Genomic DNA, 19,582 nt, shown 5'->3' on the forward strand with positions numbered 1-19,582 from the left:
TACAAGAACGGCGACAAGACCGCCGGCGACCTGGACTACGTGCCGATGCCCGACAAGGTGAAGGGCGCCATCGCCACCGCCTGGGGTGACATCAAGGACGCGTCGGGCAAGCCCGTCGCGATCAAGTAAGACCACCACCCCCCGGCGCGCATGAGCACACCGCTTGATCGTGCGCCGGCTTCGGAGCGACCTGTGTCATCCACATTCCCCGCCGGCGCCAGCCCGCTCGACCTCTCGGCCGAGCGCGCCCGTGCCCAAGTCACTCCGCCGCCGGCCAAGCGGCCGCGCAGCGGCCCCGCCACTGACCGCCTGTTCGGCTGGGCCGCCAAGGGCGCCGCACTGCTGACCCTGGCGATGCTGATCGGCATCCTGCTGTCGCTGCTGGTCGGCGCCTGGCCCGCGATCTCGAAGTTCGGCCTCGGCTTCCTCACCAGCAGCGTCTGGGATCCGGTGCAGGACCAGTACGGTGGCCTGGTGATGATCTACGGCACGCTGGCGACCTCGCTGATCGCGCTGCTGATCGCGGTGCCGGTGAGCTTCGGCATCGCGCTGTTCCTGACCGAAATGTCGCCGGCCTGGCTCAAGCGGCCGCTCGGCACGGCGATCGAACTGCTGGCCGCGGTGCCGTCGATCGTCTACGGCATGTGGGGCTTGCTGGTGTTCGGCCCGATCCTGTCGACCTATGTGCAGCAGCCGCTGCAGAAGCTGTTCGAGGGCGTGCCCTACCTGGGCGCGCTGGTGTCGGGGCCGCCGGTCGGCATCGGCATCCTGTCGGCCGGCATCATCCTGGCGATCATGATCATCCCGTTCATCGCCTCGGTGATGCGCGACGTCTTCGAGGTCACGCCGCCGCTGCTCAAGGAGTCGGCCTACGGCCTCGGCTCCACCACCTGGGAAGTGGTCTCCAAGGTGGTGCTGCCCTATACCAAGGCCGGCGTCATCGGCGGCATCATGCTCGGCCTCGGCCGGGCGCTGGGCGAGACGATGGCGGTCACCTTCGTGATCGGCAACACCAACCAGCTCAACTCCCTGTCGGTCTTCGAGCCTGCCAACAGCATCACCTCGGTGCTGGCCAACGAGTTCGCCGAAGCCGGCGCCGGCCTGCACCAGGCTTCGCTGATGTACCTCGGCCTGGTGCTGTTCTTCATCACCTTCGTGGTGCTGTCGCTGTCCAAGCTGCTGCTGGCGCAGATGAAGAAGAGCGAGGGCACCAAATCATGACCACTGCGGAACGCCTCCTGAACGCCAAGACGCTGGAAGAGACCCGCGCGGCGCGCTTCGCCGGCCGCAAGCGGGTCAACTTCGTCGCCCTGACCCTGTCGCTGGCGGCGATGGCCTTCGGCGTCTTCTGGCTGGTGTGGATCCTCTGGGAAACGCTGCGCCTTGGCGTCGGCGGCCTGGCCCTGAGCACGCTCACCGAAATGACGCCGCCGCCGAACGAGGCCGGCGGCATCGCCAACGCGATCTTCGGCTCGCTGGTGATGGTCCTGATGGCGACCTTCGTCGGCACGCCGATCGGCATCATGGCCGGCATCTACCTGGCCGAGTACAACCCCAAGGGCTGGCTGTCGACCATCGTGCGCTTCGTCAACGACATCCTGCTGTCGGCGCCGTCGATCGTGATCGGCCTGTTCGTCTACGCCGTGGTGGTGGCCTACTTCAAGTCCTTCTCGGGCCTGGCCGGCGCGCTGTCGCTGGCGCTGATCGTGATCCCGGTCGTGATCCGCACCACCGAGAACATGTTGCAACTGGTGCCGCCGGGCCTGCGCGAAGCCGCCTACGCGCTCGGCACGCCGAAGTGGAAGGTGATCCTCAGCATCACGCTGCGCGCCGCCCGCGCCGGGGTGGTCACGGGCATCCTTCTGGCCGTGGCCCGCATCGCCGGCGAGACCGCGCCGCTGCTGTTCACCGCGCTCAGCAACCAGTTCTGGACCTCCGACGTGACCCAGCCGATGGCCAGCCTCCCGGTGACCATCTTCAAGTTCGCGATGAGCCCGTACGAGAACTGGCAGCAGCTGGCCTGGGCCGGCGTGTTCCTGATCACCGTCGCCGTGCTGGCACTCAACATCCTCGCGCGGGTCCTGACGCGCAACAAGCTCTAAGAAAAACCATGCCTACCACCACCCTCGCACAGCCGACGCGCTCGAAGATCTCGGTCAAGGACCTGAACTTCTACTACGGCAAGTTCCACGCGCTCAAGGGCATCAACCTCGAGATTCCCGAGAACAAGGTGACCGCCTTCATCGGCCCGTCGGGCTGCGGCAAGTCGACCCTGCTGCGCACCTTCAACCGCATGTTCGAGCTCTATCCCGAGCAGCGCGCCGAGGGCACGATCGCGCTCGACGGCGAGAACCTGCTCACTTCCAAGCAGGACGTGGCCCTGATCCGCGCCAAGGTCGGTATGGTGTTCCAGAAGCCGACGCCGTTCCCGATGTCGATCTACGACAACATCGCCTTCGGCGTGAAGCTGTTCGAGAACCTCAGCGCCTCCGAGATGGACGACCGGGTCGAATGGGCGCTCAAGAAGGCGGCCCTGTGGACCGAGGTGCGCGACAAGCTCCAGCAGAGCGGTTCCGGCCTCTCGGGCGGCCAGCAGCAGCGCCTGTGCATCGCCCGCGGCATCGCGATCAAGCCCGAGGTGCTGCTGCTCGATGAACCCTGCTCGGCACTCGATCCGATCTCCACGGCGAAAATCGAGGAGTTGATCGCCGAACTGAAAAGCGAGTACACCGTGGTCATCGTGACGCACAACATGCAGCAGGCAGCGCGCTGCAGCGACTACACCGCCTACATGTACCTGGGCGACCTGATCGAGTTCGGCGCCACCGAGGAACTGTTCTTCAAGCCGAAGCGCAAGGAGACCGAGGACTACATCACAGGCCGTTTCGGCTAAGGGGACGACATGACCGAGAAGCATCTTTCCAGCCAGTTCGACAGCGAACTCAACACGGTTTCGTCGCGCGTGATGGAGCTCGGCGGCATGGTCGAGGCCCAGATCCACCAGGCGGTCTACGCGCTGCAGGAATTCGACGCCGAGGCGGCCGAGCGGGTCGCCGAGACCGAGCACCGCGTGAACGCGATGGAGATCGAGATCGACCGCGAGCTGTCGTCGATCATCGCCCGCCGCCAGCCGACCGCGCGCGACCTGCGCCTGCTCATCGCGATCTCGAAGACCACCGCCAACCTCGAGCGCGTGGGCGACGAAGCCAACAAGATCGCCCGCATGGTCAAGTCGATCATCGAGAGCGGCTCGGCCCGCGCGCTGCCCTCGACCGAGCTGCGCATCGCCGCCGACCTGGCCTCCGGCCTGCTGCGCAAGGCGCTCGACGCCTTCGCGCGCCTGGACACCGCGGCGGCGCTGTCGATCCTCAAGGACGACGACCTGATCGACAAGGAGTTCGACGGCTTCGTGCGCAAGCTGGTCACCTACATGATGGAAGACCCGCGCAAGATCTCCGCCAGCCTCGACCTGCTGTTCCTCGCCAAGGCGATCGAGCGCATCGGCGACCACGCCAAGAACATCGCCGAGTTCATCATCTACATCGTCAAGGGTGCCGATGTGCGGCACACTTCGATGGAAGCCATCGAGTCGGCGTTGCAGTGACCGGCAGACATTGAATTCATGAAGAAACCAAGGATCCTGATCGTCGAAGACGAGTCGTCGATCGCCGAGCTGATCGCGGTCAACCTGCGCCACAACGGCTTCGAGCCGATCTGGGCCGAGGACGGTGCCGCCGCCCAGCGCGAGATCGACGCCTTCCTGCCCGACTTGGTGCTGCTCGACTGGATGCTGCCGGGCCAGAGCGGCCTGCAGCTGGCCCGTCAGTGGCGCAAGGACCCGCGCACCAAGTCCATCCCGATCCTCATGCTGACCGCGCGCGGCGACGAGCCCGACAAGGTGGCCGGGCTCGATGCCGGCGCCGACGACTACATCACCAAGCCGTTCTCGACCCAGGAGATGCTGGCGCGGATCCGCGCCGTGCTGCGCCGCCGGGCGCCCGAGGCCGTGGCCGAGCGGGTCGAGATCGGCGAACTGGTGCTCGACACCGCCACCCACCGCGTCACCTGGCAGGGCGCGCCGCTGAAGGTCGGGCCGACCGAATTCAAGCTGCTGGGTTTCCTGATGCAGCACGCCGAGCGCGTCCACAGCCGGGCCCAGCTGCTCGACAAGGTGTGGGGCGACCACGTCTACATCGAGGAGCGCACGGTCGACGTGCACGTCAAGCGCCTGCGCGAGTCGCTCGGTGCGGCCGCGCCGATGGTCGAGACCGTGCGCGGCGCCGGCTACCGGCTCACCGCCCAGGCCACCGTCTGAGCACCGATCGCGCCAGAGGCCTGGCCGGCTGCGGCCGGGCGGGATAATCGTCCGGCATGCCGTTTCGTATCGCTACCTTCCTCGCTGCTTCCGCCCTTGGCGGCGGCCTGGCCACGGCCTTGCTGAACTGGCGCCACGCCTGGCTCGGCGCCTGGCTGGGCGCCGTGCTGTGGCTGGTGCTCGATGCCTGGCGCGCCCAGCGGCTGCTGAACGTGCTGCGCCGCGATGCGGCCGGGCTGCCTTCGCGCGGCGCGGGCGTCTGGGGCGAACTGTCCGAGCGCATCCGAAAGCTGCTGCGCGACCGCGAACAGCAGACCCGCCAGGCCGAAGACCGGCTGCAGGAATTCCTGGCCGCCATCCAGGCCTCGCCGAACGGTGTCGTGCTGCTCGACGAGCAGGGCCGCATCGAATGGTGCAACCAGACGGCCGCCGGCCAGTTCGGCATCGATGCCGAACGCGACCTGCTGCAGCACATGGCGAACCTGGTGCGCGACCCGGCGTTCGTGGCCTACCTGGCGTCCTGGAACTACAGCCGCGACGTCGTGATCGATGCCCAGGGGCCGCAGCAGCGCAGCCATCCGGCCCGCCTGTCGGTGCAGGTGCACCCCTATGCCGGCAACCGCCGCATGCTGCTGACGCGTGACATCACCTCGCTCGAGCAGGCCGAAGCGATGCGGAGAGACTTCGTCGCCAACGTCTCGCACGAGATCCGCACCCCGCTCACGGTGCTGGCCGGCTTCGTCGAGACGCTGCAGAACCTGCCGCTCGACGCCGAGGAGCGGGCCCGCTACCTAGGCCTGATGTCGCAGCAGTCGCACCGCATGGAGACGCTGGTCAACGACCTGCTGACCCTGTCGCGGCTGGAGGGCAGCGCGGCCCCGCCTGCGACCCGCTGGACCCGCATGCGGGCGTTGATGGCGCAGTGCGAGGACGAGGGCAGGGGCTTGTCGAGCCGGCTGAGCTCGCACGGGCATCGGCTGTCGTTCTCGATGGAAGCCGACTCCGAGATCGCCGGCGCGCCGACCGAGCTGCAGAGCGCCATGTCCAACCTGCTGAGCAACGCGATCCGCTACACGCCCGGCGGCGGCGAGGTCGCCGTCAGCTGGCGCCTGCTGCCCGACGGCCGTGGCGAGTACGCGGTGCGCGACAGCGGTCCGGGCATCGCGGCCGAGCACCTGCCGCGGCTGACCGAGCGCTTCTACCGCATCGACCGCAGCCGCTCGCGCGAGACCGGCGGTACCGGCCTCGGGCTGGCGATCGTCAAGCACATCGCCCAGCGCCACGGCGCCGAACTGCGCATCGAGAGCACCGTCGGCAAGGGCTCGCGCTTCGCGCTGGTGTTTCCGCCGGCCCGGCTGCGGCAGGCGACGCCCCTCAGCGCCGTCGCTTGAGCGTCGCCAGCAGCAGTGCGACGAACAGGCCGGCCGTGAGCGCCAGGGCCGCCGCGCCCATGAGCCAGAAGGCGAGCGGTGACGCCATCGCGGCCCAGGGGCCGATGCCGCGATAAGCCAGCAGGTAGCCGCCGCCCAGCCCCATGCCCCACAGCAGCGCGCAGTACAGCGCCAGCGGCGTCACCGTGACGTGGTAGCAGCGCAGGACGAAGACGCACAACGTCTGCAGCGCGTCCGCGAAGTGATAGAGCGCGGTGGCCAGCAGCAGCGTGGCGCCGAGCGCGATCACCGCCGGGTTGGCCGAATAGACGGCGGCCAGCTGCCAGCGCAGTGCCGCCATCGCGCCCGCGAACAGCAAGGCGAAGAGCACGGTCAGCTCGAAGCCGCGGGCGCAGGCGCGCCGCGCGAGCGCGGCGTCGCCGGCGCCGAGCCAGTAGCTGACGCGTGCGCTGGTCGCGATCGAGAGCGACAGCGGCACCATGTAGGCCACCGCCGTGAGGTTGGCGGCGATCTGGTGGGCCGCCGAAGCCGCGGTGCCCAGCCGGGCGATGAACAGCGCCATCAGGGTGAAGGACGTCACTTCGACCAGCACCGAGAGCCCGGCCGGCACGCCCAGGCGGGCGAACTGGCGCAGCTGCGGCCAGTCGGGCGGCTCGATGCGCTGCCAGAAGCGGTAGCCGGTGTAGAAGGGGTCGCTGCGCAGGAGCCAGACGGCGGCGCCGAGCATCGCGTAGTTGACCACCAGCGTGGCCCAGCCGCAGCCCACCAGTCCCAGCGCCGGCAGCCCGGCGCCGCCGAAGGCGAACCAGATCGACAGCGGCAGCTTCAGGCCCAGCGACGCCAGCTGCAGCCAGGTCACGAGCTGGGGCTTGCCCAGGCTCTGGCTGAGGGTGCTGAAGACGCGGAACAGCAGCGCCGGCGCCAGCGCGAAGGCCAGCACCTGGAGGTAGGCCTCGACGTCCTCGCGCATGGCCGCGGGCACCTCGGTCCAGCGCAGCAGCGGTGCGGGAAAGAGCAGCAGCCCCATGCCGAGCGCGATCGCGGCGGCGCAGAGGTAGAGCGACTGGCGCACCGAGCGGCCGACTTCGGCGGTGCGCCGGCCACCGTGCAGTTCGGCCCAGATCGGCAGCAGGGCCTGCAGCCCGCCCATCAACGAGACGTAGACGCTGATGAAGATCGCCGAGCCGACCGACAGGGCGGCCAGTGCGCCTTCGGCATAGCGGCCGGCCACGATCGTGTCGGTGACGCCGAAAGCCATCACCGCGAGCTGGCCGACCAGCACCGTCGCGGCGTGGCGTGCGATCAGGCCTCGATCCCGGCTGGCGCCCGGCTTGCTAGCCACCGCCACCGGCCGGCGTGATGCGTTGGTAGAGCAGCAGGTCGTCGCTCGGGCTGGTCGGGCGGCGCAGCGTGCCGATCAGGCGCCAGCCGTCGAGGCTCACGATGTCATGCAGGCGGGCGATCGCCGCCGGGCTCACCAGCAGCCAGGGGCAGGGCGCCTCGGTGGTGAGCGATCTCAGCTTGAAATTGCCGTGGTAGCGCAGCGCGGCGATGTGCGGCCGGCTGAGCGCGAGTTCGGAGATGCATTCGGTCTGGCCGACTTTTTCGGAGATCGCATGGACCTGGGGGATGTAGCTGCGCGCGTAGTCGAGCAGCGGCAGCCACAGCGTCATCAGCAGCATCCAGCACAGCGCGGCGCCGCCGGCCGGCAGCACCAGGGTCTTCCAGAGCGCGGCGCGATGGCGGCCGGTGCGCCAGCGCACCAGCCAGGCCCAGGCCAGCGTCGCGACCAGCGCGAAGACGAAGGCCACGGCCGAGAAATTCGGCACGAAGCCGGGCGCCAGCTTGGCGACGTTGGCGGCCGGCTTGGCCGGCACGCCGGTCTGCATCGCCACCCACATCACCCAGATGATGATGGCCGAGCCGGTGAAGAACAGCAGCGTGAACCAGTCGATCAGCGCCGCCACGCTGCGGCGCAGGGTCGGCAGCGCGAACGCCGCCAGCGTGGCGAGGGCCGGCAGCCCGAGCAGCAGCGAGCGCTCGGAGAAGTCGGTGGTCCAGGTCGCCAGCAGCGGTACCAGGGCGAACCACAGCGGCAGCGCCACGTGGCGCGCGAGCAGCTGCCGGCGCCAGCGCCAGAGCGTCCACACCGCCAGCGGCCAGGTCGGCCAGGTGAACCACAGCAGCAGCTTGGCCTGGTCGCGCAAGTCGGCGATCAGGCGCACGTTCGGGTCGCTGCCAGGCAGGTCGATCTTCCATTGGAAGAGGCCGAGCCCGGCGCCGAGCGCCGCGGCCAGCAGCGTCGTGCCGAACACGGCAGCGATGGCGCCGCGGCTGTAGGTCGGCTCGGATTCGGGCTCTTCATCGTCGCTGCTGCGGCGGCGCTCGGCGACCAGCACCCCGACGCAGCCCAGACCCAGCGCCAGCCCGACCGTCGGCCCGCCGGACAGCACCAGGCCGAGGCTGCCGACCAGCAACGCGACGAAGGCGCCGATGCGGTGATAGGGCAGCGCCGCGACGCCGTAGAAAAGGTGCGCGGCGAAGAACAGCTGGGCCAGCGCCGGCGTGGTTTCATGCCCCAGCTGCGCCAGGCCCAGCGAGGCGATCAGCGCCAGCAGGGCGCCGTCGGCGATGGCCCGCGCATAGTCGGTGGGCCGGGCCTCGCCGCCGAAGGCGAAGGCCACCGGCTGCGCCCGCCGCGTGCGCGCCAGGTAGTAGGCGGCATACCAGGTGGCGGCAAAGGCACCGGCCAGGAGCAGGGCGAAGGCGATCCGCACTGCGAGGTCGGGATTGATCCAGGCCGGTGCGATCTTGATCGCCCAGGCGCCGATCCAGTAGGGCAGCAGCGCCGGCGTCTCGGGACTGAGGCTCAGCAGCATCGGATCGAACCAGCGGGCTAGGCCGCTGCCGCCCTGGGCGAGCTCGGCCATGAAGCCGAAGGCCGCGATATCGGCGCTCTTCCATGGCCCCCGGCCCAGCAACCCCGGCATCAGGTAGGCCGCGCACAGCAGCAGCAGCGCGATCCGCGGCAGGCGGCGCACGGCGCTTTGGGCAACGATCGCGGGCGTCGGCTGGTTCAAGGGTCGGGAGTTCGAGGGAGGCAGATGTGAAAAAGGGCAGCGCGGTAAACCGGGCTGCCCTCGACGCGGAAGCGCCCTCCTTACTTGGAGGCGGCGCCGGTCGTCTTGCCGAAGCGGTTGCGGAACTTCTCGACGCGGCCACCCATGTTGTCGACCGACTTTTGCGTGCCGGTGTAGAAGGGGTGCGACTCGCTCGAGGTGTCGAGCTTGAAGAGAGGCAGTTCGCGACCGTCGTCGGTCTTGCCCATTTCCTTGGTGTTCGCGCACGAACGGGTCACGAACTTGAAGCCGTTCGAGAGGTCAACGAACAGAACTTCGCGGTAGTTGGGGTGAATGCCTTCTTTAGCCATGATTCAAATCCTTTGGGTCGATGCGAGAGCCACTTGCCGGGCAGGACGCCAACGAGAGCACTTTTCGCTAAGCCCGCAATTATCGCATACTGGCCTGTTTCAGCGCCAGAGGCCCATTTCAACATGCCATCTCCCACCCTGAAGGCCGGCCTGGTCGGCTACGGATTCGCCGGCCAGACTTTTCATGCGCCCGTGCTGTCGGCGGTTCCGGGGCTCGAGCTCGGTGCCGTGGCCAGCTCCCAGCCGAACAAGGTGCATGCCGACTGGCCCCGGGTCGACGTGGTCCCGGATATCGGTGCGCTGTTGCGTCGAAGCGACATCGACCTGGTGGTGGTGGCCGCCCCCAACGCCCAGCATCATCCGGTGGCGCGGGCGGCGCTGGAGGCCGGCAAGCACGTGGTGGTCGACAAGCCCTTCACCCTCGATGCGGCCCAGGCGCGCGATCTCGCGGCGCTGGCGAAACGCCAGGGGCGGCTGCTGTCGGTCTACCAGAACCGGCGTTTCGACTCGGACTTCCTGAGCCTGCGCGAACTGCTCGCGCGCCGCGAGCTCGGTCGTCCGGTGTTCTTCGAATCGCACTTCGATCGCTTCCGGCCGCAGGTGCGCGAGCGCTGGCGCGAACAGCCGGTGCCCGGCGCCGGCCTGTGGGTCGATCTGGGGGCCCACCTGGTTGACCAGGCGGTGCAGCTCTTCGGGCGGCCCGACACGCTGCAGCTGGACACCGCCGCGCTGCGCGAGCGGGCGCTGGTCGAAGACTATTTTCATGCCGTGCTGCGCTACGAGAGCGGCGAGCACGCGCCCTTGCGGGTGGTACTGCACGCGACCACGCTGGCGGCGTTCCCGGCGCCGCGCTACATCGTGCACGGCACCCGTGGCAGCTACCTGAAGCGCGGCGTCGATCCGCAGGAAGACGCGCTGCGCGCCGGCGGCCGGCCCGGCGATGCCCAATGGGGCGCCGACCCGGTCGACGGCGAACTCACGCTGGTGGGGCTGGATGGCAGCGCACGCACGCAGAAGCTGCCCACGCAGGCGGGAAACTACGTGAGCTACTACGCGGCGGTGCGCGATGCGATTCTGGGGAAGGGCCCGAATCCGGTGACCCCGGAGCAGGCGGTCGAGCTGATGGAACTGCTCGACCTGGGTCGCCAGAGCGCGGCGGAAGGCCGGGCCCTGGCGGCGCGCTGACAAGGCGTCAGCGCGAGGAGGCGTTCTCAGCCTCCGCGACGCATCATGTCGAAGAACTCGACATTGGTCTTCGTCGCCTTCATGTTCTTGAGCATGAGCTCCATCGACTCGATCTCGTCCATGTTGTACATGAGCTGGCGCAGGATGCGGGTCTTCTGCAGGATCTCGGGCGCGAGCAGCAGCTCTTCGCGGCGGGTGCCGCTGCGGTTGAGCTGGATCGAGGGGAACACGCGCTTTTCGTAGAGGCGGCGGTCGAGGTGGATTTCGGAGTTGCCGGTGCCCTTGAACTCTTCGAAGATCACTTCGTCCATGCGGCTGCCGGTGTCGATCAGGGCGGTGCCGATGATCGTCAGCGAGCCGCCTTCTTCGACGTTGCGGGCCGCGCCGAGGAAGCGCTTGGGCCGCTGCAGCGCGTTGGAGTCGACACCGCCGGTGAGCACCTTGCCCGACGACGGCACGACGTTGTTGTAGGCGCGGGCCAGGCGGGTGATCGAGTCGAGCAGGATCACGACGTCCTTCTTGAGTTCGACCAGGCGCTTGGCGCGCTCGATCACCATTTCGGCGACGTGCACGTGGCGCGCGGCGGGCTCGTCGAAGGTCGAGGCGATGACCTCGCCCTTCACGGTGCGCTGCATCTCAGTCACTTCTTCGGGCCGCTCGTCCACCAGCAGCACCATCATGTGCACTTCGGGGTAGTTGGCGCTGATCGCGTGCGCGATGTGCTGCATCATCACGGTCTTGCCGCTCTTGGGCGGCGCCACCAGCAGGGCCCGCTGGCCCTTGCCGATGGGGGCGATGATGTCGATGATCCGGCCGGTGATGTTCTCTTCGCCCTTGAAGCCGTCGCGCTCGAGCTTCATCTGCTCCTTCGGGAACAGCGGCGTCAGGTTCTCGAACATGACCTTGTGCTTGTTGTTCTCGGGCAGGCCGTCGTTGACCTTGTCGAGCTTGGTCAGCGCGAAGTAGCGCTCGCCGTCCTTGGGCGTGCGCACTTCGCCTTCGATCATGTCGCCGGTGTGCAGGTTGAAGCGCCGCACCTGGCTGGGCGAGATGTAGATGTCGTCGGTGCTGGCGGTGAAGCTGGTGTCGGGGCTGCGCAGGAAGCCGAAGCCGTCGGGCAGGATCTCGAGCACGCCGTCGGCAAACACCTGTTCGCCGGCCTTCGCGCGCTTCTTGATGATCGCGAACATGAGCTCCTGCTTGCGCATGCGGCCGACGTTTTCGATCTCAAGGGCTTCGGCCTGCTTGAGGACTTCGGACACGTGGAGTGCCTTGAGTTCGTTTAAGTGCATGGAATGACCCCGTGCGGGGAAATCAGTCTGAAACCAGGAGGGGGAGGTTTGAGGAGAGGCGAGAAATGCCTCACAAACCGGGGAACTCGAACCGGGTCCCTGGAAGGGCCGGTGATCTGCGGGAGATTATGACAGGAAAATCGGCGGCTGCCGGCGCATTGCGCGCAGGCAGCCGGACAAGGCTTCAGGCGAGCTGCTGGTCGATGAAGGCCGTGAGTTGCGCCTTGCTCATCGCGCCGACCTTGGTGGCGGCGAGTTGGCCGTCCTTGAACAGCATCAGGGTGGGGATGCCGCGGATGCCGAACTTGGCGGGGATGTCGCGGTTCTCGTCGACATTCATCTTGGCGATCTGCAGCTTGCCTTCGTAGGTGTTGGACACCTCGTCGAGGATGGGCGCGATCATCTTGCACGGGCCGCACCATTCGGCCCAGTAGTCGACCAGCACGGGCTTGCCGGACTTGAGCACGTCGGCTTCGAAGGAGGAGTCGGAGATGTGTTTGATGAGGTCGCTGGCCATGGGGTTGTGTCCTTCTGCGCGGAGAGTTTCGGTGTCGCCAAAGTGCAGGTCATTGTGACAGAAACCAAGTGGCGGCGTGGTCGGCCCCCAGGCTATGGCGCCGATAGGCAAAGCGGTGACACTCGACGCATGAACCAAGTAAAGAAAGTCGCGGTGGTCGGTGGCGGCCCCGCCGGATTGATGGCCGCCGAAACGCTGGCTGCCGAAGGCGTCGAAGTGCATCTCTACGACGCCATGCCCTCGGTCGGGCGCAAGTTCCTGCTGGCGGGACGTGGCGGCCTGAACCTCACGCATTCCGAACCCTTCGAACGCTTCGCCGGCCGCTTCGGCGAGCGCAATGCGCAGATCGAGCCGCTGCTGCGCGCCTTCGGTCCTGACCAGGTGCGGGCCTGGGCGCAGGGCCTGGGCATCGAGACCTTCGTCGGCACCTCGGGGCGCGTGTTCCCGAAGGACATGAAGGCCGCGCCGCTGTTGCGTGCCTGGCTGCATCGGCTGCGGCAGGCCGGCGTGCGCTTTCACATGCGCCATCGCTGGCTCGGCTGGGCCGACGCGCAGGCCGCGGCCACCACGCTGCGCTTCGCCGCGTCGGACGGCGAAGCTGCGGTCTCCCATGACGCCGTGGTGCTGGCGCTCGGCGGCGCCAGCTGGTCGCGGCTGGGGTCGGATGGCGCCTGGGTGCCATGGGTGGCCGGGCGCGGCGTCGGGGTGGCGCCCCTGGTACCGGCCAACTGCGGCTTCGACCTCGGCTGGACGCCGCACTTCGCCGAGCGTTTCGCCGGCATGCCCTTCAAGTCCGTGGCGATCGCGTTCAGCGATTCGCACGGTCGCAGTTTCGCGCGCAAGGGCGAGTTCGTCGCCACCGCCACCGGCATCGAGGGCAGCCTGGTCTATGCGGCATCGGCCTTGCTGCGCGACGAGATCGCGGAGCGCGGCAGCGCCACGCTGATGCTCGACTTGCTGCCCGATCGCAGCGCCGAGCAGGTGCGCGCCGCGGTGCTGCACCCACGCGGCGCACGGTCGCTGGCCAGTCACTTGAAGAGCCGGCTCGGCATCGAGGGCATCAAGGCCGGTGTGTTGCACGAGGTGCTCAACCGCGACGAGATGCATGCGCCGGACAAGCTGGCCGAGACCCTCAAGGCGGTGCCGCTCCGGCTGAAGGCCGCGCGACCCATCGACGAGGCGATCAGCACCGCCGGCGGCGTGCGTTTCGATGCGCTCGACGACCAGCTGATGGGGGTCGCGCTGCCGGGCGTTTTCTTCGCCGGCGAGATGCTCGACTGGGAGGCTCCGACCGGCGGCTACCTGCTGACCGCTTCGATGGCCAGCGGTGCAGCGGCCGCGCGCGGCGTGCTGGCGCGCTTGAAGTAGCGTCCGTTCGCCTCAGGGCAGGCCCAGCCAGTGGCGGGCGGTGGTGGCGATGACCTGTGCCGCCCGGGCCCTGATCTGCGGCGCCGCGGGCGGCTCGCAGGCCACCGGAAACGGCCAGGACGTGCGCCTCGCAATGCGGGGCCGAGGCTCGAACGGCAGCACCCTGCCGGCGTTCGACGAGGGTGTGGGGTGGTGCATGGTCTCGCCTCGGCGTGGTGGTGGGGCGGTTCATTCTACAGAAATAACTGTATAAAAGTACAGTATCTCGAGCTCGCGACCGATACCTTCGACTTAAGGCAGTCCTCAGCAACCTCGTTGATGCTAGGGTCATGAGCCCGACCCACCCCAAACACGCCGCCGCGGACCTGCTGGACAGAGGCGGCCGCGCCGATGCACAGGCCGCCGCCCTGAGCCCCGAGGCATCGAAGGCCTGCCGGCGCGCTGCGCGCGCACTGACGGCATACCTGCACGACTGCGGCGAGCAGGCGTTGAGCTATCCGCAGGTCAACCTGATCCGGGCCCTGTTCCTGGCCGAGGCCGCATCGGGCCGCCCGCCGCGCGGCGCCAACCAGACCCTGGGCATGGTGGCGCAGTTCTTCACGCCCATGCAGATGGATTTCGCAGTCGAACTGCTGACCGAGGCCTTGGACGGGGAAGAGGGCGAGGCCTGGGCGATCCTCTCGGAACTCGAGCGCATTGCCGATGAAGCCGCGCCGGGTCGCCCGGACGCGACCCGGCGTCCCGGCTGATCGTGGCGCCGCAGCAGCGTTCTTCGGGCCGGCCCATGTTCACCAAGCTTCTGGCGCTGGCCATGGACTGTGCGCGCCCGCGACCGCCCCAGCGGCCCCTGGTCCCGATCTACATCGAGTCCCAGTGGGAGACCGCCTTCGAAGAGCGGCCCCGCATTCGCGTCCTGCCTCACCGGGGCGCCGTCTGGGTGCCGATATCGGATGTGCGGCTTGCCTTGAGCCCGTCCGCCGACGAACTGGCGCATGGCGTGCGGCAATCGATCGCCACCCACCGGCCCGCGCCGGTCCCCGTGATGCTTCCGGTGCTGCTTGCATGCCCCGAGGCGTCGCACGAAGAGCTCGGTTGCGTGCGGATTTCCCAGCTGGCTGCGCTCGGGGCGTACTGGGGGTGTGAGGCCCGCGCTCGCTACCTGCGGCATTACCTGTCGCTGGCCTTGGGCGAAGGGGGCGGGCGCATGACGCGCTAGATGGCCTGTTTCCGCTGTCCGACCGCCGCCGACGGCACATCGGCACGCAGCAGTGCGCAGATCCCGCGAACCTGCTTCTGGATGATTTTCGCCACCTCGACCCGCCGCTCGGGGCCGAGCCGGCTCGATATGGCAGCCACGCTGATGGCGGCGATGGGGTTTTTGGGCGGAAAGGCAACGCCTACGGCTGCGGTGCCCGGCGTTGCGGCACTGTCCAGGAACGAATAGCCGCGGGCACGGCTTTCGATCAGTGCCGCACGCAGGAAGCCAGGGTCGAAGGCGGCGCCGAACTTCGCATACTGCGCGCCGCTGGCATCGACGATGTGATCGGCTTCGGCTTCGGGCAGCGCGCTGAGGATGGCGAGCCCACCCGCGCCAACTCCCATCGGCCGGCGGATGCCGACGTCGAGCGTCAGCGCCTTGATGGGGTAGTCGCCGAGCGCGCGGCTGGTGCAGATCGATTCGGCTCCGCGCCGCTCGCTCAGGTAGACCGTGTCCTGCGTCTGGTCGGCGATCAGCTGCAGCGCCTCGTTGCACAGTTCGCTCAGCTGATAGCGCGGCTGCGCCAGCAGTCCGAGCTCGTAGAGCAGCGGGCCCAGGTGGTATTTGCGCGTCAGAGGATCGCGATACACCAGTCCTTCGAGTTCCAGTCGCTGGAGCATGCGAAAGCAGGTGGACATCGGCAGGCCGCTGACGTCGACGACGTCCGCGATGCGCATGCCGCGCCGCCCGCGCGTTGCGATCACGCGCAGCATGGCCACCACCCGCTCGATGCTCTGGGTGCCGCTTCTCGCCTGTTGCTCCGGAACTTCGGGAGTCGCGGGCCCGCGCCTTTTGCCTGGCTTGTCTTTAGTTTCCACCATGTGGCAGTAATTCGGGTTGCACCCGAACGATATCAAAGGGGAGATCAATATAGTCGAAAGCACTGACAAACGAAAACCTCCCACATAGTGGGAGTCAAACGGAATCGACAATGCCCCACACGATGACCGAGAAGATCCTGGCCCGCGCCTCCGGCAAGGAGAGCGTGACGCCGGGCGAAGAAATCACGGCGCGCCCCGACTTCGTCATCGCCTACGACTTTCCCGGCTACACCGACGTCTTCTTCAAGGAGACGCGCGAGGATTTCGGCATCGAGAAGGTGTCCAGCCCGGAGCGATTCGTCCTCTTCATCGATCACATGGTCCCGGCTGCGGCGCCAAAGGAAGAAGAGCTGCACAAGATCACCCGCGCCTGGGGCAAGGAGCAGGGCGTTCCGGTCTACGAGCGCGAAGGCATCGGCCACCAGGTGGCGGCCGAGCTGGGCTATGCCACGCCGGGCGGCTTCGTCGTGCACTTCGACGGCCATGTCAGCCAGCTGGGTGCCTTCGGCAGCTTCGCGTTCGGCGCCCGCAAGGGCGTGATCGAATCCTTCGTGACGGAGAACGTGACGATGACCGTACCGGCGACGGTCAAGGTGGAGCTGGTCGGTACGCTTCAGCCCGGCGTGATGGCGCGCGACGTGTTCCACCAGATGGTGCGCGTGATGGGGCCGGCTTCCTGCTGCTTCAAGGCCGTCGAACTCTGCGGTCCCGTCATCGACCAGATGAGCATCGAAGGCCGTCAGACTATCTGCGGCCAGGCGATGTTCCTTGGCGCGACCACCATGCTCATCGCACCCGATGCGAAGACCCTGGCCTACGTGGAGGGCCGCTCGAAGGTCGACCTGGCGCCGGTCTATCCCGACGCCGATGCGGTCTACGAGCGTGTCGTGACCATCGATGTGTCCACGCTCGAGCCCATCGTGGTGGTGCCGCCCAGCCCGGCGAACACGCGCGACCTCAAGGACTACGTCGGGGTGGAGGTTCATACCGGCTACCTCGGTTCTTGCGCCAGCGGGCGGCTGGAAGACCTGCGCGTGGCGGCCCAGGTGCTGCGCGGCCGCCGCATCCAGCCCGGCTTCCAGCTGCATGTGGTGCCGACATCCAAGGCCATCATGGCGGCGGCGGCACGCGAAGGCCTGATCGAATGCCTGGTCGAAGCCGGCGCATTCATCAGCTCGCCCAGCTGCGACTACTGCTTCGGCCGGATCGCCACCATGAGCGCCGGCCAGCGCGCCGTGTCCACCGGCACGCTGAACACGCCGGGCCGCATGGGAAGCGTCGATTCCGAGATCTACATCTGCAACGCGGCCGTGGTGGCGGCATCTGCGCTGGAGGGCCGCATCGCCGATCCGCGCCCGTACCTGGCCGAAGTGGCCAATGTCGCCGGAGCCGCCGCATGAGCCTCGCCAACCTGCGCGGGCGCGTGGCCTGGATCTTCGACGAAGACGATTTCGACATCGACCTGATCGTCGGGGTGCGCAACATCAAGATCACCGACGTGTCGGAACTTGCCGCATTGGCAATGGCCGACTACCTGCCCGACTTCGCCAGCACCGTGCGGAAGGGGGACGTGCTCGTCGGCGGGCGCAACTTCGGCTACGGCCATCCGCACTATCCGGCCATGCGTGCGATGCGGCACCTGGGAATTTCCTGCGTGATCGCGGAGTCGTTCTCGCCGGGATTCTTCCGCGGAGAAATGAGCATGGGCTTTCCGTTGGTCACCTGTTCCGGCATCCGCGCCGCGGTTGCGCGAGGCGATGCGCTGGAAGTGAACTGGGACACCAGCGAAGTGAGCATCACCCGTACCGGTGAGACGTTGCCGCTTCAGCCTTTTTCGGCATCCGAGCGCGGCATGCTCGACGCGGGCGGCCTGATCCCCTATCTCAAGACGCGCATCGCGAAAGCCGAGAACCCCGAGGCGCATGCGCCCTGACCCCATCGGCGCCCCGCGCGCCATGCGGACTTTTCTCAATCAACCGTGCCGCGGACCGTCTCGGACAAGGGCACGATCTTCTGGAGTATCGAGATGACCCCAAGCCGCCAGGCGCTTCGCCAACGCATTACCCACGGCCCCACCTTCTGGTTCGGCGGCGCTCAGGATGCCTTGTCCGCACTGCTGGTCGACCAGTCGGACTTCGATGGCGTCTTCAGCACGGGCTTCGGCATTTCCGCCTCGCTGCTCGGGCAGCCCGACATGGAGCTCTACACGCTGAGCGAGAACGTGGCGACCGTCAACCGGATGGTCAATGCGGTTCGAAAGCCGGTCTTTGCCGATGCCGATACCGGCTACGGCAACGTGCTGAACGTCGGGCGTACCGTGCGCGAGTTCGAGAAGGCCGGCGTGGCCGCGCTCTCGCTGGAAGATCAGGTCAGCCCCAAGCGCTGCCCGGCTGCGGCCACGCAATCGATCGTGGTGTCGATGGAGGCGGCGGTGGCGCGCATCAAGGCCGCGGTGGACGCGCGCCAGGACGCCGACCTGCTCATCGTCGCGCGCACCGACGCGATGGATGCGGGCGAGGCCCTCGAACGTGCGGCCCGGTATGCCGAAGCCGGCGCCGATCTGATCCAGCCCATCTCGCGCACCTTCGACAGCTACGAGCAACTGGTCCAGCTGCGAGAGGTGTGCGGCCGCCGCCTGTCGCTGCAGCTCATGGCGGGCACCTGGATGACGTCGCTGAGCCGGGCCCAGATCGAGCAAGTCGCGGCCTTCGCGACCTACCCCATCGCCAGCCTCCTGAGCATCGTGCAGGCGGTGCGCGGCAACCTGCAGGAACTGGCGCGGCGACGCTCCGGCGACTTCGACGGTCTGCCCTTCGAACAGACGACGATGGCGGCCTTCAAGGACATCATCGGCTGGCATGCCCTCGAGGAGCGGCAGGCCCACTACGAAGTCGGCGGCAGCCACTGACGGCGCGACTTCTTCGACCCATTTCTTCCTTTCCTCCCAGCAAAACGATCAGGAGCAAACGTGCGTACTTTCAAGCTGATGGGCCACCTCGTGGTGGCCGGCACTCTGGCGCTGGCTTTCGGCGCGGCGATGGCGCAGGGCAGCGCCTATCCGACGAAGCCGATCCGAATCGTCGTGCCGTACCCGCCGGGTGGCGCGACCGACGTGGCGGCGCGCATGCTTGTCCCTCGTCTCCAGGAGGAACTGGGCCAGTCCATCGTGGTCGAGAACCGCCCCGGCGCCGGCGGCAACATCGCGATGAACGCCGTGGCGCAAAGCAGCCCCGATGGCCACACCCTGGCGATGACGCTGACGGGGATGCTGTCGATCAATCCCGTGATCTACAAGAAAGCCGGCTTCGCCGCTTCGGACTTCGTGCCGGTCGCTCAGGTCTCGCTGGCGCCGCTGCTGCTGGTCGTGCCGGAAAACTCCCCCTACAAGAACGTGCAGGAACTGCTGGCGGCCGGCAAGAAGGCCGGCAAGGATGGGCTGGCCTACGGTTCGGCCGGTGCGGGCGGCCTGTCGCACCTGGCTTCCGAATCGATCAACGCGCACGCGAACGGCAACTTCGTGCACGTGCCTTACAAGGGCGGCGCGCCGCTGGTGCAGGCGCTGATGGCCAACGAGGTGGCGTGGGGCCTGCTGGGTACGGGCGATGCGCGGAGCTTCGTGCAATCAGGCAAGTTGCGCGCCATCGGCGTGCTGCGCAACGGCCGATCCGAGCTGTGGCCGGGCATCCCCACGCTGACCGAGCAGGGCGTGCCAGGGGGCGTGGACTTCGACGTCTGGTTCGGCGTGGTGGCGCCGGCCAGGACGCCGGCGCCGGTGGTGAAGCTCCTGAACGAGAAGATCGCGCAGATCGTCGCCGAACCGGGCTTTCGCAAGCGGCTGAACGAACTCGGCGGCGTGGCGCCGGTCAGCGGCAACAGCGCCGCGGATTTCGCGGAGGTGCTCAAGCGCGAACTGGCGGTGCTCCCCAAGGCAGCGCAGGCGGCCGGCCTGCAACTCGACTGACCGAGAGGCCTGCGGCTTCAGCTTCGCGGATCGACAGGGAGGAC

Annotated in this window: 21 protein-coding genes and 1 pseudogene; 15 read left to right on the forward strand and 7 right to left on the reverse strand. The window is 68.0% G+C overall.

What is annotated here, in order from left to right; all coding sequences use genetic code 11:
• The 7 genes and pseudogenes from QTI68_RS35320 to phoR form a co-directional block, all read left to right on the forward strand.
• Positions 1–129 (forward strand): annotated as a pseudogene (locus QTI68_RS35320) (phosphate ABC transporter substrate-binding protein PstS); the annotation flags it as partial.
• 21 nt (positions 130–150) lie between these two features.
• Positions 151–1,221: a phosphate ABC transporter permease subunit PstC gene (pstC, locus tag QTI68_RS35325; RefSeq protein WP_286528683.1), complete on the forward strand. Its 1,071-nt coding sequence runs from the start codon at positions 151–153 to the stop codon at positions 1,219–1,221.
• Positions 1,218–2,102: a phosphate ABC transporter permease PstA gene (gene pstA, locus QTI68_RS35330; RefSeq protein ID WP_286528685.1), complete on the forward strand. Its 885-nt coding sequence runs from the start codon at positions 1,218–1,220 to the stop codon at positions 2,100–2,102. Before pstC ends, pstA begins: the two co-directional genes overlap by 4 nt.
• 8 nt (positions 2,103–2,110) lie before the next feature.
• Positions 2,111–2,893 carry a phosphate ABC transporter ATP-binding protein PstB gene (pstB, locus tag QTI68_RS35335; RefSeq protein ID WP_286528688.1) on the forward strand — a complete coding sequence of 261 codons (783 nt, stop codon included), beginning with the start codon at positions 2,111–2,113 and terminating at the stop codon, positions 2,891–2,893.
• Between the two features lie 9 nt (positions 2,894–2,902).
• Positions 2,903–3,604, forward strand: coding sequence for a phosphate signaling complex protein PhoU (gene phoU, locus QTI68_RS35340; RefSeq protein ID WP_286528690.1), 702 nt, complete (start codon positions 2,903–2,905; stop codon positions 3,602–3,604).
• Positions 3,605–3,622: 18 nt separating this feature from the next.
• Positions 3,623–4,315, forward strand: a complete 693-nt coding sequence (gene phoB, locus QTI68_RS35345) for a phosphate regulon transcriptional regulator PhoB (protein WP_286528691.1) — start codon at positions 3,623–3,625, stop codon at positions 4,313–4,315.
• A gap of 56 nt (positions 4,316–4,371) precedes the next feature.
• Positions 4,372–5,706 (forward strand): phosphate regulon sensor histidine kinase PhoR, encoded by a 1,335-nt coding sequence (gene phoR, locus QTI68_RS35350; protein ID WP_286528693.1) that lies wholly within the window; start codon positions 4,372–4,374, stop codon positions 5,704–5,706.
• Here phoR and QTI68_RS35355 read toward each other — a convergent pair.
• From QTI68_RS35355 to QTI68_RS35365, 3 genes are all read right to left on the reverse strand, one after another.
• A complete protein-coding gene (locus tag QTI68_RS35355; protein ID WP_503011795.1) occupies positions 5,690–7,054 on the reverse strand; it encodes an MATE family efflux transporter in 1,365 nt (454 codons plus the stop codon). The genes phoR and QTI68_RS35355 overlap by 17 nt on opposite strands.
• Positions 7,041–8,786, reverse strand: coding sequence for a hypothetical protein (locus QTI68_RS35360; RefSeq protein WP_286528696.1), 1,746 nt, complete (start codon positions 8,784–8,786; stop codon positions 7,041–7,043). The genes QTI68_RS35355 and QTI68_RS35360 overlap by 14 nt, the downstream gene beginning before the upstream one ends.
• An 80-nt stretch (positions 8,787–8,866) precedes the next feature.
• The gene (locus tag QTI68_RS35365; protein WP_158722485.1) at positions 8,867–9,136 is read right to left on the reverse strand and encodes a type B 50S ribosomal protein L31; all 270 of its coding nucleotides are present in this window, start codon (positions 9,134–9,136) and stop codon (positions 8,867–8,869) included.
• Positions 9,137–9,259: 123 nt separating this feature from the next.
• Between QTI68_RS35365 and QTI68_RS35370 the strand changes: the two genes are divergently transcribed.
• The gene (locus QTI68_RS35370; RefSeq protein WP_286528699.1) at positions 9,260–10,321 is read left to right on the forward strand and encodes an oxidoreductase; all 1,062 of its coding nucleotides are present in this window, start codon (positions 9,260–9,262) and stop codon (positions 10,319–10,321) included.
• A gap of 26 nt (positions 10,322–10,347) precedes the next feature.
• Here QTI68_RS35370 and rho read toward each other — a convergent pair whose 3' ends face one another.
• The gene (rho, locus tag QTI68_RS35375) at positions 10,348–11,613 is read right to left on the reverse strand and encodes a transcription termination factor Rho (protein ID WP_158722484.1); all 1,266 of its coding nucleotides are present in this window, start codon (positions 11,611–11,613) and stop codon (positions 10,348–10,350) included.
• 184 nt (positions 11,614–11,797) lie between these two features.
• On the reverse strand, positions 11,798–12,130 hold the full coding sequence (gene trxA, locus QTI68_RS35380; RefSeq protein WP_028253873.1) for a thioredoxin TrxA: 333 nt from the start codon (positions 12,128–12,130) through the stop codon (positions 11,798–11,800).
• A 129-nt stretch (positions 12,131–12,259) separates the two neighbouring features.
• Here trxA and QTI68_RS35385 point away from each other — a divergent pair, with 129 nt between their 5' ends.
• Positions 12,260–13,498: a TIGR03862 family flavoprotein gene (locus tag QTI68_RS35385; protein WP_286528701.1), complete on the forward strand. Its 1,239-nt coding sequence runs from the start codon at positions 12,260–12,262 to the stop codon at positions 13,496–13,498.
• A 12-nt stretch (positions 13,499–13,510) separates the two neighbouring features.
• Here QTI68_RS35385 and QTI68_RS35390 read toward each other — a convergent pair whose 3' ends face one another.
• A complete protein-coding gene (locus tag QTI68_RS35390) occupies positions 13,511–13,696 on the reverse strand; it encodes a hypothetical protein (RefSeq protein ID WP_286528703.1) in 186 nt (61 codons plus the stop codon).
• Positions 13,697–13,827: 131 nt separating this feature from the next.
• On the opposite strand from QTI68_RS35390, the gene QTI68_RS35395 reads away from it, so the two are divergent.
• Together QTI68_RS35395 and QTI68_RS35400 are read left to right on the forward strand one after the other, a co-directional pair.
• Positions 13,828–14,247 (forward strand): hypothetical protein, encoded by a 420-nt coding sequence (locus tag QTI68_RS35395; protein ID WP_286528705.1) that lies wholly within the window; start codon positions 13,828–13,830, stop codon positions 14,245–14,247.
• A 35-nt stretch (positions 14,248–14,282) separates the two neighbouring features.
• A complete protein-coding gene (locus tag QTI68_RS35400) occupies positions 14,283–14,714 on the forward strand; it encodes a hypothetical protein (RefSeq protein ID WP_286528707.1) in 432 nt (143 codons plus the stop codon).
• Here the strand turns inward: QTI68_RS35400 and QTI68_RS35405 are convergent.
• A complete protein-coding gene (locus tag QTI68_RS35405) occupies positions 14,711–15,577 on the reverse strand; it encodes an IclR family transcriptional regulator (RefSeq protein WP_286528937.1) in 867 nt (288 codons plus the stop codon). The two genes, QTI68_RS35400 and QTI68_RS35405, sit on opposite strands and share 4 nt — an antisense overlap.
• Before the next feature lie 110 nt (positions 15,578–15,687).
• On the opposite strand from QTI68_RS35405, the gene QTI68_RS35410 reads away from it, so the two are divergent.
• The 4 genes from QTI68_RS35410 (at position 15,688) to QTI68_RS35425 (ending at position 19,538) form a co-directional block, all read left to right on the forward strand.
• The gene (locus tag QTI68_RS35410; RefSeq protein ID WP_286528709.1) at positions 15,688–16,977 is read left to right on the forward strand and encodes a 3-isopropylmalate dehydratase large subunit; all 1,290 of its coding nucleotides are present in this window, start codon (positions 15,688–15,690) and stop codon (positions 16,975–16,977) included.
• The gene (locus tag QTI68_RS35415) at positions 16,974–17,510 is read left to right on the forward strand and encodes a LeuD/DmdB family oxidoreductase small subunit (protein ID WP_286528711.1); all 537 of its coding nucleotides are present in this window, start codon (positions 16,974–16,976) and stop codon (positions 17,508–17,510) included. Before QTI68_RS35410 ends, QTI68_RS35415 begins: the two co-directional genes overlap by 4 nt.
• Before the next feature lie 93 nt (positions 17,511–17,603).
• Positions 17,604–18,485, forward strand: coding sequence for an isocitrate lyase/PEP mutase family protein (locus QTI68_RS35420; protein ID WP_286528713.1), 882 nt, complete (start codon positions 17,604–17,606; stop codon positions 18,483–18,485).
• Between the two features lie 60 nt (positions 18,486–18,545).
• Positions 18,546–19,538: a Bug family tripartite tricarboxylate transporter substrate binding protein gene (locus QTI68_RS35425; protein ID WP_286528715.1), complete on the forward strand. Its 993-nt coding sequence runs from the start codon at positions 18,546–18,548 to the stop codon at positions 19,536–19,538.
• Positions 19,539–19,582 lie beyond the last annotated feature (44 nt).

This window comes from Variovorax sp. J31P207, from assembly GCF_030316965.1.
Classification (GTDB): domain Bacteria; phylum Pseudomonadota; class Gammaproteobacteria; order Burkholderiales; family Burkholderiaceae_C; genus Variovorax; species Variovorax ginsengisoli_B.

Excerpts from the sequence above, each read along its gene's own strand:
- pstC (WP_286528683.1), top strand. The coding sequence starts at position 151 with ATGAGCACACCGCTTGATCGTGCGCCGGCTTCGGAGCGACCTGTGTCA.
- pstA (WP_286528685.1), top strand. The coding sequence starts at position 1,218 with ATGACCACTGCGGAACGCCTCCTGAACGCCAAGACGCTGGAAGAGACC.
- pstB (WP_286528688.1), top strand. The coding sequence starts at position 2,111 with ATGCCTACCACCACCCTCGCACAGCCGACGCGCTCGAAGATCTCGGTC.
- phoU (WP_286528690.1), top strand. The coding sequence starts at position 2,903 with ATGACCGAGAAGCATCTTTCCAGCCAGTTCGACAGCGAACTCAACACG.
- phoB (WP_286528691.1), top strand. The coding sequence starts at position 3,623 with ATGAAGAAACCAAGGATCCTGATCGTCGAAGACGAGTCGTCGATCGCC.
- phoR (WP_286528693.1), top strand. The coding sequence starts at position 4,372 with ATGCCGTTTCGTATCGCTACCTTCCTCGCTGCTTCCGCCCTTGGCGGC.
- QTI68_RS35365 (WP_158722485.1), bottom strand. The coding sequence starts at position 9,136 with ATGGCTAAAGAAGGCATTCACCCCAACTACCGCGAAGTTCTGTTCGTT.
- QTI68_RS35370 (WP_286528699.1), top strand. The coding sequence starts at position 9,260 with ATGCCATCTCCCACCCTGAAGGCCGGCCTGGTCGGCTACGGATTCGCC.
- rho (WP_158722484.1), bottom strand. The coding sequence starts at position 11,613 with ATGCACTTAAACGAACTCAAGGCACTCCACGTGTCCGAAGTCCTCAAG.
- trxA (WP_028253873.1), bottom strand. The coding sequence starts at position 12,130 with ATGGCCAGCGACCTCATCAAACACATCTCCGACTCCTCCTTCGAAGCC.
- QTI68_RS35385 (WP_286528701.1), top strand. The coding sequence starts at position 12,260 with ATGAACCAAGTAAAGAAAGTCGCGGTGGTCGGTGGCGGCCCCGCCGGA.
- QTI68_RS35390 (WP_286528703.1), bottom strand. The coding sequence starts at position 13,696 with ATGCACCACCCCACACCCTCGTCGAACGCCGGCAGGGTGCTGCCGTTC.
- QTI68_RS35395 (WP_286528705.1), top strand. The coding sequence starts at position 13,828 with ATGAGCCCGACCCACCCCAAACACGCCGCCGCGGACCTGCTGGACAGA.
- QTI68_RS35400 (WP_286528707.1), top strand. The coding sequence starts at position 14,283 with ATGTTCACCAAGCTTCTGGCGCTGGCCATGGACTGTGCGCGCCCGCGA.
- QTI68_RS35405 (WP_286528937.1), bottom strand. The coding sequence starts at position 15,577 with ATGGTGGAAACTAAAGACAAGCCAGGCAAAAGGCGCGGGCCCGCGACT.
- QTI68_RS35410 (WP_286528709.1), top strand. The coding sequence starts at position 15,688 with ATGCCCCACACGATGACCGAGAAGATCCTGGCCCGCGCCTCCGGCAAG.
- QTI68_RS35415 (WP_286528711.1), top strand. The coding sequence starts at position 16,974 with ATGAGCCTCGCCAACCTGCGCGGGCGCGTGGCCTGGATCTTCGACGAA.
- QTI68_RS35420 (WP_286528713.1), top strand. The coding sequence starts at position 17,604 with ATGACCCCAAGCCGCCAGGCGCTTCGCCAACGCATTACCCACGGCCCC.